Below are 16,139 nucleotides of genomic sequence, written 5' to 3'. Positions count from 1 at the left end.
CCGTTTTGGCTACGTAAAAGACGGCCCTTATGCCTACGGAATATGCCCAAGATGGCGGCGCTACCAGCGAACGAGATCCATCGACCAAAATGAACGAGTGAATGAAGGGGGTTGATCACGCTGCAGCGCGCGGGCCACACTACAAGTATGGGGCCGGTTATTCTTACCGGTGTCGAACAGTAATCAGATTCACCACGTTCCTGGGGGTACAGCCGTTTGTCGTCTTTTGGATTTACCTTCCTGTCGCGAAAGGCACTTGGACAAGCAGAGCAAATGATGTTCGGTGCCAACGCCGGGGTCCGTGATGAAGTCGGCTTCCTGATCGTCCACCAGCGTTACTCGGACCATCTCTTTCCGGGAACCTCAGTCCTGCACACCCGGCTCCGATATGCGCTTCTTATCCCTTGGCTCTATCAGAGCTTACGGGCGAAACGGCCCATCCCGAAAGACTTCGCGCAGGCGTTTATCGATATCGAGCATAGGCTTACTGGCCGTCTGCAGTTTGGCGATGATGGAGGAGAACCAGACGGCGTGATCGGCGGCGAAGTCTATCCCCGCGCCATCAGCCAGCCTCCGGCCTATGTCTATTGGACGGCGCTTGCGAAATGGGGACTGATCGGTACCCGCCCCGACGGTCGCCCATGGAGTCGGCCGGACATGGCACGTTTGCTCACCGCTGGTAGCAAACGATCGATGCACGACGACGACGGAAAGCCATTCGAGACGGCCGCATGGCCCATTACTGGTCTGATCGACCCACCGATAGAATGGGACAGCGATGGCAAGCTGACACTCGAGATGTCGGCGAAAGAAAAGGAATTCCTAGCCTGCAAGCTTCGCGCTGTCCGGTCACCGAGCGACCCGAGCGAGCCTTCGCTTCTGTCCAAGCTTGTAGGGCAACCTCTGGACGATATCGTGCATTGTTGGGGCGATGAGATACTCGGACTTGCGGGCAAGGATGCTTCCCGTTTGAAGCGCGCCGGACAGGCCGCCGCGCTCTCAGCAATCGGCCGAGCAATCTATGCGGCTCTCGTCGAGTCATTGAAAGAAGTGCGGGACAAGCGGCCCCAGGACGACCTGCACCGTAAGGATCTAGGGGAGGTCGTTGAAGACTGGGGATCGCAGGCCGCTGCCCTCGATTTCGCTCAGTTCCACGACGATGTTGGCATCCTGCCAGCGCCGGTTGAGTCTGCGTTGCGCGAGACCCTTGCGTGGGTCCGCTCGAGGAAGAAGGACCCGACGGCTCTGCTGAATGTCTATGCGCGAGCCGAGTATAGCCGGAAAGGCGACCGTGCTCGCCTCGCCAACAGCCAGTTCGGTGTCGATCGGCGCCTGGAATGGCAGGGCGAGAAGCATGGTTTCGCGGAACCGCTTCATTATCGCTGGGGCAATATCAAACGGCTCCTCCGCGATTTGGAGGGCGTCGCATGAATGGACGCCCTCCTGCATGGCCGGGACAGCCATATCTTGACGAGCTTCGTCCAGAGCGCGGCGAAGCCGTCCGGTTAGCACTGTTCGCGACCTACTCGGTAGACCTTTCGGCCATCGCCGCGATGCTGCTGGCACTGATAGGCCGCAACAATGAGAAGGGGTCCGGCGCGGCGATCGATTTCGCTGAGGCGGTTGATCAGTTGCGGGACCGAGTGCGCATAGTGATACAGCGCGGGAGGATCGCACGGCCTGTCGCGCTGCCGAAGGTTGCGGGTATTCTCGATCAGTTTGTGGTCGAGCAGACGCATGATGAGCGTGTCGGCAGCTGGCACCCAAAGATCGCGCTTGTGGCGTATGACGTGCCAAAGGGACAGACACGATGGAAGCTCTGGATCGGCAGCCGCAACCTTACTCGCTCTCAGGATCTCGAAGTAGGCGTTCTTCTCGATGGGCACGCGAAGCTCGGAAAAGGGCGAATGCGCCTCGAGGGTATCAGTGGCCTTGGCGCCAGGCTTGCCCGTGATGCCGGACGGGCGGATGCTTTGGACATAAGCGAGGAATTGAAGGCGATTTGGTGGGAGGCGCCGGACGGTTTTAAACTACGCGCACTTCTCGACGGCCTCGAAGTCGGTGCTGCTTTGGCCGTTGAGCCTCCTGCCGGGGCGATCGACGGCATTACGATTGTGAGTCCGTTTCTGTCCTCGGATTTTCTCAGCATGGCGGGGCGCTGGGGCCCAAAGGGCGCGCGAACTTTGGTCTCCTCGATGCCGGCGCTGGTCGACATGGCGAACCGATCGGGGAAGCCGCTCGCAGCCTTTTCGCGCATCTTGGCCTACGCGGCTCCAGACGAGACAACCGAAGAGAAGGCATCAGAAACAGCCAAGGCTGTTACGCTCGACGACGATGACGCCGAGCCGCAGCCACTTGCGCTTCACGCTAAACTCATCGCTTTTCATAGTGGTGACAGATCGATTGTCCGGATTGGCAGCGCCAACGCCACCGACCGTGCTTGGGCCGGCCGGAATTCCGAAGTGATGATCGAATTGGAGGCGAGCGCCGCGTTCAACCCTGGTCTCGCTTTTCTGATCGGCAAAGCCACCCCGGTCACGATCGACGAACTTGCTCAGGTCAAACCCGCCAGCACTGACGAAGCCGACGCGCTTGAGGAATCTCGCAAGGAGCTCATGGCGTCTTGGGATCCGATCCTCCATCGTGACGGCGACCGCTTCGTCCTAGATGCGAGAAAGGCACCGAAACTCGCTCATGCGAGCCACCGCGTGTTTGCGGGGCATGCCAACGGCGATCTTCTTCCGTGGCCAGAGGACGGTATCCGCCTCGATTTAGGGATCATCCCGCTATCAATCCAATCCGCGTTTATCCAGGTGCGCGTGTGCTCGACTGAAGACTCCGTGCGGTGGATGCAGCGCGTGACGGTCGACCCACCGCTAGATGAGAAGCGTGACCTTGCTGCCCTAGCACGTCATATGGGCCTGCGCGCATTCCACGACTGGATGCGTGCTATGCTAGGTGGCGAGACCGTACCGATCGGCGACATCGCTTGGGACGAAGAAATGGGAGGATCTGCCAAGGGACGCGAGTCGCTTGGGTTCACGCGTCTGACACTCGAAGACATTCTCACCGCCTGGGCGCGTGACGAAAAAGCGTTCGCGCGGGTCGATAAGCACTTTGCGCCATATGTCGATGCGCTGCTCACCCATGATGGCAGTCTCACGCCCGCCGAGAAGAAAGACTTGAGCCAGCTCGCGCAGATCTGGGCGATCGCCCGCACCCAGCTGGCATCATCATGAGTGCGCGGTCCAAGCCCTTCCAGCAAGCAACGGTCGCTGCGGCAACGAAAGCGCTTACCGGCGCAAATCCGTTACGGCGGTTCCTCGTTGCTGACGAGGTCGGCCTCGGCAAGACCGTTGTCGCCCGCGACTTGCTTGCGGCGCTCGCTCGTAAGGCCCGCAAATTCACGATCTACTACATTTCGAGCGGCCATAAGGTCGCGGACCAGAATAAAGTCGAGCTGCTGCGTTTTCTAGACGAGGATGACGCCGACGATGCGCTGTCGAAGATCGATCGCGTGGGCCTCATCCCATTTGAGGAGAAGCGTGCCGGCAGCCTGCGGCTCTACGCGTTCACGCCCCATACGTCTTTTTCCAGCACAAAACGCCTCTACGGCGGCAAAGCGGTTGAGCGTGCATTTATCAAGTTACTGCTCGACGAGATCTACCCTGGGCTAACCTGCACGTTTCGAGACGGGTTCATTGAGCACGGTGCGACGACGGGCTGGTTCTGGGCACTTGCTGAAGCTGAGCGCAAGTTCGCGCACGCATCGGCGGCGTTCAAAACCGCCTATGGCCGGGCTCTCAGGGAAGAATTTGGCAAGCCTGCGCGCGAGACGATCGCGCGTGCGGCCAACAATCCGAAGATCGCGGATGGCCACACGATCGGCCTGATGCGAAAGGCCTTGGCGCAAGCGGCGCTCGACTCCGCTACGCCTGATCTCGTGATCCTCGATGAGTTTCAATGCTACCGCGAGTTGCTCGATGCCGGCGAAGACAATCCACTCGCGCGCCAGTTGCTCCAGGGCAAGGACGGTTCCTCGCCGCCACCGATCCTGTTGCTCTCCGCCACGCCATACCGCTTCTATGCAGAGCGTTGGGAGACCAGCGCCGGGGCTGCACCGCACGTCGAGCTGTTCGATCTAATCGAGTTTCTTGGTGGCTCCGATGTGCGCTCCGAGGCTGAGGCGCAATTTCGACGCTTTGGAGATCTGCTGCACGTGATCGGTCGCCTGCCGGTCGAGAGCCGCGCGACTGCAGTCAGCGAGGCTAAGACGATCAAGCATCGGCTTGAGGCGCTTCTGACACCGCTCATGTCTCGGACTGAACGGCCCGCCGCCCGAGAAGGCAGCGAACCACCCCCCAATCCAGTGCGGATCGAACCACACGACTTAGACGTCTTTCGTCACTTTACCGCCGCGGTGCCCAAGAACCTGAAGACTGCAACGATCGCGTATTGGCTGTCGGTCCCCTTGCCCGCCCAAGCACTAGGCGACCGCTATCAGATTTCGCGCGGTCTTGAATTCCCCGCGACGCGCAGCGTCCCCCGACTTGGGGTCACGACTTGGTCCAAGCCGCCAAAAGATTCTTGGGGAAGCGCTAAGCTCAGGGCACTCGGCGATATCGTATCGACCGATGCGCTTGCTTTGCCTTGGATACTTCCCTCGCTAACCTGGTGAGTAGCCCCTAGATTTCTGGACGCCTTCTATCCTAATTTTGAGGACAGGAGACGACGATGGGGAAGCCCAATTTCAGCGATGAGTTCAAGCGTGATGCGGTGGCCCAGATCACCGAGCGCGGGTATCCGGTAGCGGAGGTTTCTGAACGGCTCGGCGTCAGTCAGCATTCGCTGTACGCATGGAAGCGGCAATTGGCGAAGGTGGTGTCTGGCGATGCCAGCAAGGATGCCGAGATCCGCCAGTTGAAGCGCGAGCTGGCCCGGGTGACCGAGGAGCGCGATATACTAAAAAAAGCCACCGCGTATTTCGCCAGGGATGCAAAGTGAGATACGCATTTGTTGCCGAGCATCGTGACCAGTTCCGGGTTCGATCGATGTGTCGGTGCCTGCGCATCCAGCCCAGCGGCTTCTATGCCTGGCAGAAGAACCCGCTGAGCCAACGGGCCCGGGAAGATGTTCGGCAGACGAAGTTGATCCGGCAAGCCTGGAACGACAGCGGCAAAGTCTATGGCTACCGCAAGTTGCACGACGACCTGCTGGATCAGGGCGAGACCTGCTGCCCGAACCGTGTTGCCCGGTTGACCAGGCTGGCAGGTATCAAGGCGCAGATCGGCTACAAGCGTCGGCCGGGGAGCTATGGCGGCAAGCCATCCCTGGCGGTCGACAATACTCTGGACCGGCAGTTCGACGTCGCTGCCCCCGACAGGGCCTGGGTGACCGACATCACCTACATCCGCACCCTAGAGGGCTTTGCTTATCTGGCCGTTGTGATTGATCTCTATTCCCGCCGCGTGGTGGGGTGGTCGATGCAGAGCAGGCAGACCACCGATGCGGTGCTGCAAGCGCTGCACATGGCGGTATGGCGGCGCGAGCCGAAGCAGCGGGTGCTGATCCATTCGGATCAGGGCTCGCAGTTCACCAGCATGGACTGGGCTGCCTTCATCCGGGCTCACAATCTTGAGCATTCGATGAGCCGGCGCGGCAACTGCCATGACAACGCTGTCGCCGAGAGCTTCTTCTCCTCGCTCAAGCGAGAGCGCATCCGGCGCCGGACCTACAAAACACGCGAGGAAGCCCGGCAGGATGTGTTCGACTACATCGAGATGTTCTACAACCCGGTGCGCAAGCAGGTCAGAAACGGGATGCTGTCACCCGCCCAGTTCGAACGGCAGCAGATTTTGAAAGCAGAAGGCGTCTAGAAAACTAGGGGCTACTCAATGCGCTGTCAGCGGCAGAAATGACCGCAGCGAAAACCGCACGAGAGCTGGGCGCCAAGATTGAGCAGGCTCGCAACCAGCGGCGGCGCCTTGAATACCTTGTCGAAGATATGCAGTCCGGCTTGGCTCAGAAGTTTGGTGGAACGTAAGCGCGAAATTCCGCGCACCTGTTCGGTTGAGTGACGCGGTGTGAAGGATGTGTCCACCAAGGAAGAGGTGGACACATGGAGATGGCACCGATGGGCTCCTATGGGCTTGAGGTTGTAAGGGTGACGAGTAACGGCCGGCGCTATTATGGTCGGGCGGGGAAGTCACGGTTGGTCGAGGCGTGCCTCGAGCCGGGCATATCGGTGGCGAGGCTTGCGCTGGAGCATGGTGTCAACGCCAACCAACTGCGCAAATGGGTCAGGAAGTATCAGGAGCGGCAGAGTGCGAAGGGGCAGCGGAGCACGGGGCCGTTGCCGGATCCGTCGGCGTTTATCCGGGTGGAGACGTCTCTGGCGCCTGCGGAGCGACACACTGGTGGGATCGCGATCCGGTCTGCGGGATTGGTACCGTCAGTGCGGCTGCAGGCGTCGATGCCAAATGGCGTATCGCTGACGCTGGAGGGGTGTGACGCGCAGTTACTGGCGGTGATGATCGATGCGCTGGGGCATTGCAATGTTCCGGCTCGCTGAAGATCTGCGCGTCTATCTCCACCGGGATCCGATCGATTTCCGTTGTGGGATCAACAGCCTTGCGATCCTGGTCGAGCAGTCGATGGGCCTCAATCCGTTCGAGCGCGCGGCGTTCGCCTTCTGCAACCGGCGCCGGACCCGGATGAAGCTCCTGTTTTTTGACCGGTCGGGCTTTGTATTGGTGCTCAAGGCGCTGACGGAGGACAAGTTCCGATGGCCCAAACGAGCGGAAACGGTGGTGGCGCTCACCGCCGAGCAATTGCGATGGCTGCTCGACGGGATCGATATTGACGCAATGGTCCCTCATCCGGTGCGGCAATATCAGTTTGTCGGCTGAAGGCTGTTGACGCGGGAACGGGCTTTCGATTCAAGACTGCGATGGATCGAGGCGGCGTGCCCACTATTGCGGAATTGATGGCGCTTCTGGCGACGAAAGCCGCCGAGGTCGAGGCATTGGCGGCCGAGAGGGACGCCCTTGCCCGGCGCATACTGAAGCTTGAGGAGGAACTGGCGCTGGCGCGGTTGCACCGCTTTGCGCCGCGCAGCGAAAAGCACATGGATCGCGTCTTCAATGAAGCCGAGCAGGCCGCCCTTGAGGACGATGCAGACGAAGATCACGACGATATCGACGAGCCGGGCGCTGCCGATCTTCCCGACACGGGATTGCCGGAGGCGAAAAAACCAGAAGGGAAGAAGCGCGGGCGCAAGGCACTTCCTGCGGGCCTGCCACGCCAGCGCGTCGAATATGACCTCGCCCACGACCAGAAGGTCTGCCCGTGCTGCAGCGAACGGCTGCATCGCATGGGGGAAGTGGTAACCGAGCAGCTTCACATCGAGGTGAAGGCCACGGTCCTGCAGAATGCCCGCGCCAAATATGCGTGCCGCAATTGCGACCGCACCGGGGTCGCCACGCCGATCGTCCTTGCGCCAATGCCCGCCCAGCCTTTGCCGGGGAGCATTGCCACGGCCTCGACGCTGGCCTTTGCCCTTGTCCACAAATACGTGGATGGCACGCCGCTCTATCGTCTGGCGCAAACCTTCGAGCGTGCAGGTGTACCCGTTAGCCGCGGTGCTCTGGGCCATTGGGTGATTGGTTCGAGCGAGAGGCATCTGTATCGCATCTATGACGCCCTGAAGCTGCGGCTCCGGTCCCAGGACGTCATTCATGGCGACGAGACTACGGTTCAAGTGCTGAAGGAAGAGGGCAAGGCCCCTACCAGCACCTCGTATATGTGGGCCTACCGCAGCAGCGAGGACAGCAAACAGCCGATCGTGCTGTTCGACTATCAACCCGGTCGCGGGCAGGAACATCCGCAGGCCTTCCTCGGCGACTATCGCGGTATCCTGATGAGTGACGGCTATACGGCATGGCGCACATTGAAAGGCGCCACGCATCTGGGTTGCATGGCCCACGCCAGACGGCGCTTTGCCGACGCCCTCAAGGCGAGGAAGAAACAAGGCGGGCCGCCCGCACAGGCGCTCAAGTTCTTCGACCAGCTCTACCGGATCGAAAGGCAGGCGCGGGACGAAATACCCGATGAGGGGGAAGCGCAGGCCAGCTACATGCGCCGCTTCCGCCAGAAACATAGCGTCCCGGTCCTGGATGCCCTCAAGGCGTGGCTCGATGCGATCGCACCGAAGGTCATGCCCGAAACCAAGCTTGGTGATGCGGTATCCTACACCCTCAACCAGTGGGAATACCTGACGCGCTACGTCGAAGACGGCAGGATGCCGATCGATAACAATCTTCTCGAACGTGACATCAGGGTTTTTGCAACAGGAAGAAAATCCTGGCTTTTCTGCGACACAGTGGACGGCGCACGGGCGAGCGCCGTCACCTACAGCCTGATGCTGACTTGCCGCGCCTGCGGCGTCGAGCCTCTCGCGTGGCTACGCCATGTCCTCACTGAACTGCCCCAGCGACCTCACGACGCCGATATCGACGACCTGCTGCCATTCAACTTCGAAAGACCCGCCTGACCCGCCGACGTCGTTGCGGTGGCCTGGCTCGTCCAGCGTCAACTATGATGGCCGCACTGCCTCCGGAAGCAACGTGCTACGAAATGCGCGCTTACGGTGGAACTGAAGCACAACCTGATTTTTGGAAGGACAAGGCTACCGCAATCGCCAAAGCGACAGAAGCGGCCGTTGACCCTGAACTTCCGTTCAAATTGGTCCAGGCTCGCGCAACAAGAGCCGATGCGGAGAAGTCACTCCAAAAAATTACTGTCCGGCTTGCCGAGATTGACCGGGATTTGGCGGGTAAGGCCGAATTGAGGAAAGTGCTCGATAGCGATGCCAACAATGCTCATACCCATGTTTACGATGCTCAAAATCCAGTTTGTAAAAAATGCGGACGCAGGATGGATCAGGCCGCTCTGGATTTCGTGGCTGAACGACAACAAGAGAAGGATGATGTGGTCGGAAAAATTACGTCGCTGGCAAACGATATCAGCGGCCTGACTACGGAAAAGAACAACCTAAAGTATGAACGAAGTTCTGCAGAGCAGGGTCTGAAGCCCTTAGAAGATGCCGTCATAAGGCTGGAAAAGGCCTTAATCGAGCAATCCAAGCGCTTGTCAGAAGCGAAAGGCGATGTCGCCATGAGTACGCGGTACGCTGCCCATCTGAGCGAGCTTCAGACCAGCGCAGTCGCCATCGACAAGCTGATCGCTGAACAAGCCGGTGAAGCCCGTAAAGCTATCGACGAGCGCAACGCCTCGCTTCAGACTGTGGCGCGGCTTTCGCTCCTGTTTGATGCTGTACTCAGGTTTCTTATCGCTGATGGTGCAAGTGGCGCGGTCAATCTGGATCAGAATGAGCTGAACTTACGCTTACAGATGGGTGGTGAGCGATCAACTGCAGCTGTTGATTCGTTGAAAATCGTTGCATTTGACATTGCAGCGTTGCTCTTGACAATTGAGGGTCGCACCCAACTCCCTGCGTTTTTAATACACGACAGCCCGCGCGAGGCCGATTTGGGCCTTTCGATTTATAATCGACTATTTATTCTGGGTGAGAAGCTGGAGTCGATGGGGTCGTCACCTCTGTTTCAATACATTGTCACTACGACGACGGCCCCTCCTGAAACTTATCGAAAAAAGCCTTGGCAACGTCTGGAATTGCATGGCGCACCTGCCGAAAAACGCCTGTTTGCGACAGACTTCTGACGATGAGCAATTTTGATTCCGAGATGTTCTCCAGTGGCGCGCAGGTGGCCGGTTTTCATCTTGAAGCCGGTCAGCGCAACTTCATGGAAGTTTCCCGGATCATCGCGAAGGAGCTGGACAGCGACTTATTCGCGCTGCGCCCTTACCTGCGGGCTTGGTTCAACGGCGCGCGCGATGCGCTGGAAGATTTCGGCATCGATGTGAGCGGTGCCAGCACGACCGAAGAAGTGGCAGCAGCCATGGGCTGCTTTTCAATGTGGGCGGGCAAGCCGCCAGCGACAGATCAAGGGATAGAGGCTCCGGCTCCACAAGAGCAGCCGGAGCCGTTTGAATTCGGGGGTGCAAATGGATAATCTGAAGAGCCTTGCCAATGAAGCGCTTATCACCATCGAAGCGATTGCGGATTCCGCGCAAAAGCGCCTTGGCGAACGTGGGCTTACCCTGGATGCGATGGCGAGCATCAATCACGCTACAGCGGATACGCTTGCGAAGAGCATGCAAGACCGCAATCTGGAGCGGACCGGCAATCTGCGTCAGCTATGCCGAAAACCAGCGATCGCGCGGCTTGAAGTGGCTGATGAAGATGACAACGTAGAAACGATCTACATCACGCCGAACGCTGAGCTAAACATTCCCGGCATCAAGCTCTGCAGTTATCTGAACAATCGTGGCAAGGGGCGGCTTGCCTCCCTGCCTGTGGGCGAAGGGACCGATATCACTTTGCCCGCTGGCCGGCGCTATTTTGAAGTTCGGCAAAAGCTGACGTTCGAGCCGACGACCGATCAGGATGTCTGGGATTCCCGCCCGGCGGTCCATTTTCTGGAAAAGCAGCCGCCGCAGACCATCAAATCGCTGCGCGAATTGTTGCGCGCGGACGGTTTCGCTGAAGACGAGATCGATGAGCTGGAGCGGCAGCTGGCCGAGGCAGACGCCGCAGACAACATTGTGAAGGGTCTTCAACGCTCGGTTCTGACCGCCATGCAGATGCGCGTCCAGCCGCTGCTGGACCAGTATCAGGACGAGATTTTCCGCCTGCCGCTGGATAGCCGTCTCGCCATCCTTGGCCCTCCCGGTTCAGGCAAGACGACCACGTTGATCAAGCGCCTGCGTCAGAAACTGGACTTTGCTCACCTCGATCCAGAGGAACAGGACCTTGTTGAAGAGCCCGGAGCGAGCGGACTGGATCATGCGCACAGCTGGCTGATGTTCACGCCTACCACGCTTCTAAAGGAGTATGTGAAGGCGGCGTTCAACAGGGAAGATGTGCCCGTCACTGACGAGCGCATCCAGACATGGGAAGATTATCGCCACGTAATTGCCCGGCGTAGCCTGCCGATCCTCCGGTCCGGCAAGCGAAAGGGCATGGTGATCAAGCCCGAGCCAGGCATTCTGAAGACTGAAACGCCCGCTCATCAGATCGAGTGGTTCGAAGCATTCACCGCCTTTCAACAGGCGCTGTTCCTTGACGAACTGGGGGAAGCTGCGGGTCGCCTTGATGCGGTTAACGACCCGAAGGTCGCGGCAATCGGAACCCAGATCGGCGCGGCGATCGAGCGGAGCCAGGGGAGGCCTGCGCGCCTCCTGTTCGAGCTGGCAGGTCTGCTCGAAGATTTGCAGAAGCTGTTGGCGACATCGCGGGACGAAACCCGGCAACGCCTAAGATCGATGCTTTCCCTCGAGGTCCGCAAAGACAAGGGTTTGCTTGAGGCGCTGGCGCGTTTTGTCGCTACGCTGACACCAGAGAATGAGGACGAGCTCGACGACCCCGACGGTGACGATGAGGACGACGAGCCGGTGCCTCAACAGGGTCTTCGGGCCGCCGAGGCTGCTTTCTATAAGGCGTTGCGCGCAAAAGCTGTGGCAGAAGTCACAAAGAGAGCTCCTGCCAAGACCAGCCGGAATGCTCAGGTTTTGTCCTGGTTGGACGATAGGAAACTGGTGCTGCCGGCTCTTGGTGAGGTCGGTGCGAACATTGTCATGCAGCGTGCCATGACCCAGATTTCCAAAGCGCCGACTAATTTTGTGGCAAAGATTCCGGCAAGATATCGCCGTTTCCGCCGTGAATCACTGGCCGAGGGTAACTGGTATTCAGCGCTACTCGGGCCAGCAGATGTCGATGCGCTTGAGCTTGATATCGTGATATTGGCGATGTTGCGTGCAGCCCGCCAGATTTCTGGCGATGCCCAGCTGCTCCGTCGTCTGGGTGATCGGTCTCCAGCAATTCTTGAAGATGTAGCTGGATTGCAGCGCAATCAGATCCTAGTCGACGAGGCCACCGACTTTTCGCCAGTTCAATTGGCCTGCATGACGGCCTTGGTCGACCCCCGCACAGATTCGTTCTTTGCGATCGGCGACTTCAATCAGCGCCTCACAAAATGGGGCACGAGATCCAAGGATGAGCTCAAGTGGCTTTTCCCTGACATTGACATCAGGGAAGTTTCGATCGTCTACCGGCAAAGTCGGAAGCTGAATGAATTCGCCAATCAGTTGGTCATTGCAGGTGACGCAGAAAGCCAATCCACCCTCCCCGAATTCATGGAAAATGAAGGGGTTTCGCCAGTCCTTGGAATGGATCTGGCGGATATAGGGCTGCTTGCTCGATGGTTGGCTGCGCGAGTTCGCGAGATCGAACGATTCTCCGAGCTTCTTCCGTCAATTGCGGTGCTTGTGAATCGGGAAGACCAGCTCCAACCGCTTGCCGATGCCTTGAATGAAGCCCTGGAAGACCAAGCCATTCGTGCTGTGGCATGTCCAAAGGGCCAGGCTATCGGTCCCGAAAATGACGTGAGAATATTTGAGGTTCAGCACATCAAGGGCCTTGAGTTCGAGGCGATCTTCTTTGTCGATATTGACGAACTTGCCCGCCAAGAACCCGAGCTCTTCGAGCGTTATATTTACGTCGGCGCTACCCGTGCTGCGACTTTTTTGGGGCTCACTTGTTCTGGGAACGCACTCCCGGGATCGATGGAACCGGTTTCACAGCTCTTTCACGAGAACTGGTGACCAGATTGAAAGCGAACCTATCGCATGATCGACACCGGGCAGCGCCTTTTTGATTACCCGTTTGCGCTTGAATCTGAGCTCCGGGATGCCGCCAATGGTCAGGGGTATCGCATTGCCCAAGGTCAGGCAGCTGGTTGGCTGTTTTATTCGTCTGCGTCTGCGCCGGGCGAGATTGCTGTCGCTGCGACGGCATCTGGCTTGAATGGGCCATTTTTCTTGTCAGTCGCTCATCCAGGTGCAGCTAGGGAACTCAAGGCGGAGTCTGCCGGGCCTTGTGCAAAGGGGCACGCCGCAGCCTTTGCCTTCATGACCAGAGACGCCCTCTTTGCGGGCGTCAGTGCAGTCTACCGCCTGTCGCTGAGCCTGCCGACTTTGCCCTTTGAAGACTTCATTCGGGAAACCTCTCACCTGGGCGACACAGAGGCCGAACGCGCTCAGAAGGTCCGGATAGGTCAGGATCGATTCCGGGTAGCAGTCATGGATTACTGGAACAGAACTTGCCCCTTCACTGGCGTAGTTGAGCCGCAACTGCTTCGCGCCTCACATATAATCCCTTGGGCCGATTGCGAAAGCGATCAGGAAAGGCTGAATGTCCACAATGGTTTGCTACTGTCGTCCTTGTGGGACGCCGCATTCGACAGCGGCCTGGTGACTTTCGACGACTTGGGCAATGCTATTGCCTCGCCCAGCCTTGGCAAATCAGCGCGTCTTGCACTGGCGCTGGAAAAAGCGCCGCCGTTGCAGTTGGTAGATGAACAAAGAAGCCGACTGGCTTGGCACCGCAGCGAAATATGGGTGGCCGATTAAAGAATTCAGCTGGATGAGTATCGAAGGTCTGTGCCCAGGGGCTGCTGATACGCCTCGATTGGGCTGGACCAACGTTCATTTTTTTATCGTCTTTCCATTGGTTTTCAGCCGGATTTGGACATGCCCTGACTCCGTCCTTCGAGATTCGAAGGCACCCGCCTTGTCGACGAGATCGCTGAGCTTGGCCTGACCATAGGTACGCGGATCGAAATCCGACGCGAGTTCAGCGAGACGCTGGCCCACTCGGCCCAAGGGAACCCAGCCACCGTCATCGTCCAGCTGCGCAATGGCCTTGCGAATAAGCGGGGCGGCCCCGCTTGGGGCTTGTTTGGCTGCCGCAGGACGCAGATCGGCGCGTTCGGGCTCTTCCGAGGTCGGCGCCTCCGGCAGAAGATTTTCCGTGTAGATGAAGCGTCGACAAGCCTGGCGGAAGCTCTCGGGGGTTTTCTGCTCGCCGAAGCCATATACATCGATGCCTTGCTCGCGGATTCGGGCAGCAAGCCCGGTGAAATCACTGTCAGACGATACCAGGCAGAAGGCGTCGAAGCGCCCGGTATGCAACAGGTCCATGGCGTCGATCACGAGCGCAATGTCAGACGCATTCTTGCCGGTGGTGTAGGCGAAATTCTGCTGCGCCCGGATTGCGTGGGTTGAAAGCACCTCTGCCCAGGATTTGAGGCGGGTTCCGGAGAAGTCGCCATAAATCCGGCGCACACTGGCTTCACCGATTTTGGCGATCTCTTCGAACAGACGGGTAGCGATACGGGAGGAGGCATTGTCAGCGTCGATGAGGACAGCAAGACGTGGAGCACGGGGTTCATTCGACATGTCGAATCCTTACCACGCCGCCCTTAAAATTTGTCTCCAAAATAGATCAAACAGATTTGAAGTTAAATTCCGGCATCCGCCTGACTGGACAAGTAAATTTACGGATCGATCTCTGACCTCGTTCCATTATCGCGAATTTATATTGCGATTTCAGTCTGATTGCGCCTCAATGTCGGCAAGAAAGAGAACGGGGGAGCATTAGCAGCATGACCATCGAGGTTCGGCAACTCCGCTACGCCATTCTGACCGCAGATACCCGCAGTGTTGATTGCCACTGAGATGTGACCCGGGATTACCGTCGAGAATTGACCCGGGTGGGTATTAGTTATGTGCTGCCGTTGACGGGCAGGTTCAAGATGCTGGCTTCTCCTTTCTGGCCTTGGGCGCAGCGGTGCTGGCGCGGAAGCGGAAGCTGTCGTTCCCGGTTTCCAGGATGTGGCAGTGATGGGTGAGGCGATCGAGTAACGCGGTGGTCATCTTGGCGTCGCCGAACACGCCGGACCATTCGCTGAAGCTCAGGTTGGTAGTAATGACGACGCTGGTGCGCTCGTACAGCTTGCTGAGTAGATGGAAGAGCATGGCCCCTCCTGATGGGCTGAAGGGCAGATAGCCCAGCTCATCGAGGATGAGGAGGTCGAGACGCAGCAAACGTTCGGCCAGTTGGCCGGAACGGTTCGCCGTCTTCTCCTGCTCAAGCGCGTTGACCAGATCGACCGTGGAGAAGAAGCGGACCTTCTTGCGGTGATGCTCGACGGCCTGGACGCCCAGGGCAGTGGCGATATGGCTTTTGCCGGTACCGGGTCCGCCAATCAACACGACGTTGTCGGCGTTTTCCATGAAGTCGCCCTGGTGGAGTTGGCGCACGAGTGGCTCGTTGATCTCGCTGGCGGCAAAGTCGTAGCCTGCCAGGTCTTTGTAAGCTGGGAAGCGGGCCGCCTTGATCTGATAAGATATGGACCTGACCTCCCGCTCGGCCATCTCGGCCTTCAGCAGCTGCGACAGCATTGGCACGGAAGCGTCGAAGGCCGGCGCGCCCTGTTCGATCAGGTCGCCGGCGGCCTGGGCCATGCCAAACATCTTGAGGCCGCGCAGCATGACAACGACCGCGGCGCTGGCAGGGTCATGACGCATGGCGAATCTCCCTGAGTGTATCGTAGCGATCGACATTGGCCCTGGGCTCCTGCGTCAGGCGCAAGGCCTGAGGCGCATCAATCGGCGCTGCCGGCGGCGCCTTGCCGTCAATAAGGCGATGCAGCACGTTGAGAACGTGGGTCTTGGTGGCGACGCCTGCTTCCAGAGCCAACTCGACTGCATGCAAGACGGCCTGCTCGTCGTGATGCAGAACGAGAGACAGGATCTCGACCATCTCCCTGTCGCCACCTGGGCGCTTAAGGAGATGGCCCTGTAATTGCCGGAAGGCTTCGGGCATCTCGAGGAAGGGGGCACCATTACGCAAAGCGCCGGGCTTGCGTTGGACCACCGCCAGATAATGCCGCCAGTCATAGATTGTGCGTCCCGGCTTGTGATGGGAGCGGTCGATGAGCCGGGCATGTTCGCACACGATCTGGCCTTCGGCAGCAATGACCAGGCGATCCGGATAGACCCGGAGGCTGACCGGCCGGTTCGCGAAGGATGCCGGAACGGAATAGCGGTTGCGGTCGAAGGCGATGAGGCAGGTTGGCGACACGCGCTTGGTCTGCTCGACAAAACCATCGAAGGGCCTGCCCAGCGGCATCAGGCAGGAAGCTTCCTCAGCATGC

At 59.0% G+C, this 16,139-nt stretch carries 14 protein-coding genes; 11 read left to right on the top strand and 3 right to left on the bottom strand.

The genetic code is table 11. The features are described from left to right. Positions 1-273: 273 nt before the first annotated feature. The 11 genes from V474_RS15680 to V474_RS15620 all read left to right on the top strand — a co-directional run bounded on the left by V474_RS15680 (position 274) and on the right by V474_RS15620 (position 13,551). Positions 274-1,431, top strand: a complete 1,158-nt coding sequence (locus V474_RS15680; RefSeq protein WP_059152388.1) for a DUF6361 family protein — start codon at positions 274-276, stop codon at positions 1,429-1,431. Next, on the top strand, positions 1,428-3,239 hold the full coding sequence (locus V474_RS15675; protein WP_059152387.1) for a phospholipase D family protein: 1,812 nt from the start codon (positions 1,428-1,430) through the stop codon (positions 3,237-3,239). Before V474_RS15680 ends, V474_RS15675 begins: the two co-directional genes overlap by 4 nt. Then, entirely contained in the window at positions 3,236-4,678 is a 1,443-nt protein-coding gene (locus tag V474_RS15670; protein ID WP_201786045.1) for a hypothetical protein, read from the top strand. Before V474_RS15675 ends, V474_RS15670 begins: the two co-directional genes overlap by 4 nt. A gap of 56 nt (positions 4,679-4,734) precedes the next feature. Continuing rightward, a protein-coding gene (locus V474_RS15660; RefSeq protein WP_148649328.1) for an IS3 family transposase occupies positions 4,735-5,876 on the top strand; the annotation gives its coding sequence in 2 pieces (ribosomal slippage) (positions 4,735-4,975 and positions 4,975-5,876; 1,143 coding nt in all). A gap of 242 nt (positions 5,877-6,118) precedes the next feature. Next, positions 6,119-6,571: an IS66-like element accessory protein TnpA gene (gene tnpA / locus V474_RS15650; RefSeq protein ID WP_059150139.1), complete on the top strand. Its 453-nt coding sequence runs from the start codon at positions 6,119-6,121 to the stop codon at positions 6,569-6,571. Further along, positions 6,555-6,908: an IS66 family insertion sequence element accessory protein TnpB gene (tnpB, locus tag V474_RS15645; RefSeq protein ID WP_059150138.1), complete on the top strand. Its 354-nt coding sequence runs from the start codon at positions 6,555-6,557 to the stop codon at positions 6,906-6,908. Before tnpA ends, tnpB begins: the two co-directional genes overlap by 17 nt. Before the next feature lie 41 nt (positions 6,909-6,949). Then, complete coding sequence (gene tnpC, locus V474_RS15640; RefSeq protein WP_059150137.1) at positions 6,950-8,551, top strand: IS66 family transposase; 1,602 nt, start codon at positions 6,950-6,952, stop codon at positions 8,549-8,551. An 83-nt stretch (positions 8,552-8,634) separates the two neighbouring features. Further along, positions 8,635-9,741: a hypothetical protein gene (locus V474_RS15635; protein ID WP_059152385.1), complete on the top strand. Its 1,107-nt coding sequence runs from the start codon at positions 8,635-8,637 to the stop codon at positions 9,739-9,741. Positions 9,742-9,743: 2 nt separating this feature from the next. Then, positions 9,744-10,094, top strand: coding sequence for a hypothetical protein (locus V474_RS15630; protein ID WP_059152384.1), 351 nt, complete (start codon positions 9,744-9,746; stop codon positions 10,092-10,094). Then, positions 10,087-12,744 carry an ATP-binding domain-containing protein gene (locus tag V474_RS15625; protein ID WP_059152383.1) on the top strand — a complete coding sequence of 886 codons (2,658 nt, stop codon included), beginning with the start codon at positions 10,087-10,089 and terminating at the stop codon, positions 12,742-12,744. Before V474_RS15630 ends, V474_RS15625 begins: the two co-directional genes overlap by 8 nt. A gap of 24 nt (positions 12,745-12,768) precedes the next feature. Beyond that, positions 12,769-13,551 (top strand): HNH endonuclease, encoded by a 783-nt coding sequence (locus V474_RS15620; protein WP_059152382.1) that lies wholly within the window; start codon positions 12,769-12,771, stop codon positions 13,549-13,551. Positions 13,552-13,626: 75 nt separating this feature from the next. Here V474_RS15620 and V474_RS15615 read toward each other — a convergent pair whose 3' ends face one another. From V474_RS15615 to V474_RS15605, 3 genes are all read right to left on the bottom strand, one after another. Continuing rightward, a complete protein-coding gene (locus tag V474_RS15615) occupies positions 13,627-14,379 on the bottom strand; it encodes an NYN domain-containing protein (protein ID WP_059152381.1) in 753 nt (250 codons plus the stop codon). Positions 14,380-14,730: 351 nt separating this feature from the next. Then, complete coding sequence (gene istB, locus V474_RS15610) at positions 14,731-15,510, bottom strand: IS21-like element helper ATPase IstB (protein ID WP_059151300.1); 780 nt, start codon at positions 15,508-15,510, stop codon at positions 14,731-14,733. Further along, on the bottom strand, positions 15,500-16,139 hold a 640-nt coding region (locus V474_RS15605), incomplete at its 5' end, for a Mu transposase domain-containing protein (protein WP_407938341.1). The genes istB and V474_RS15605, both read right to left, overlap by 11 nt.

The sequence above is a fragment of the Novosphingobium barchaimii LL02 genome (assembly GCF_001046635.1).
GTDB lineage: Bacteria > Pseudomonadota > Alphaproteobacteria > Sphingomonadales > Sphingomonadaceae > Novosphingobium > Novosphingobium barchaimii.
The sequence above is the reverse complement of the archived record's forward strand: the minus strand, read 5'-3'. Positions and strand labels throughout refer to the sequence as shown.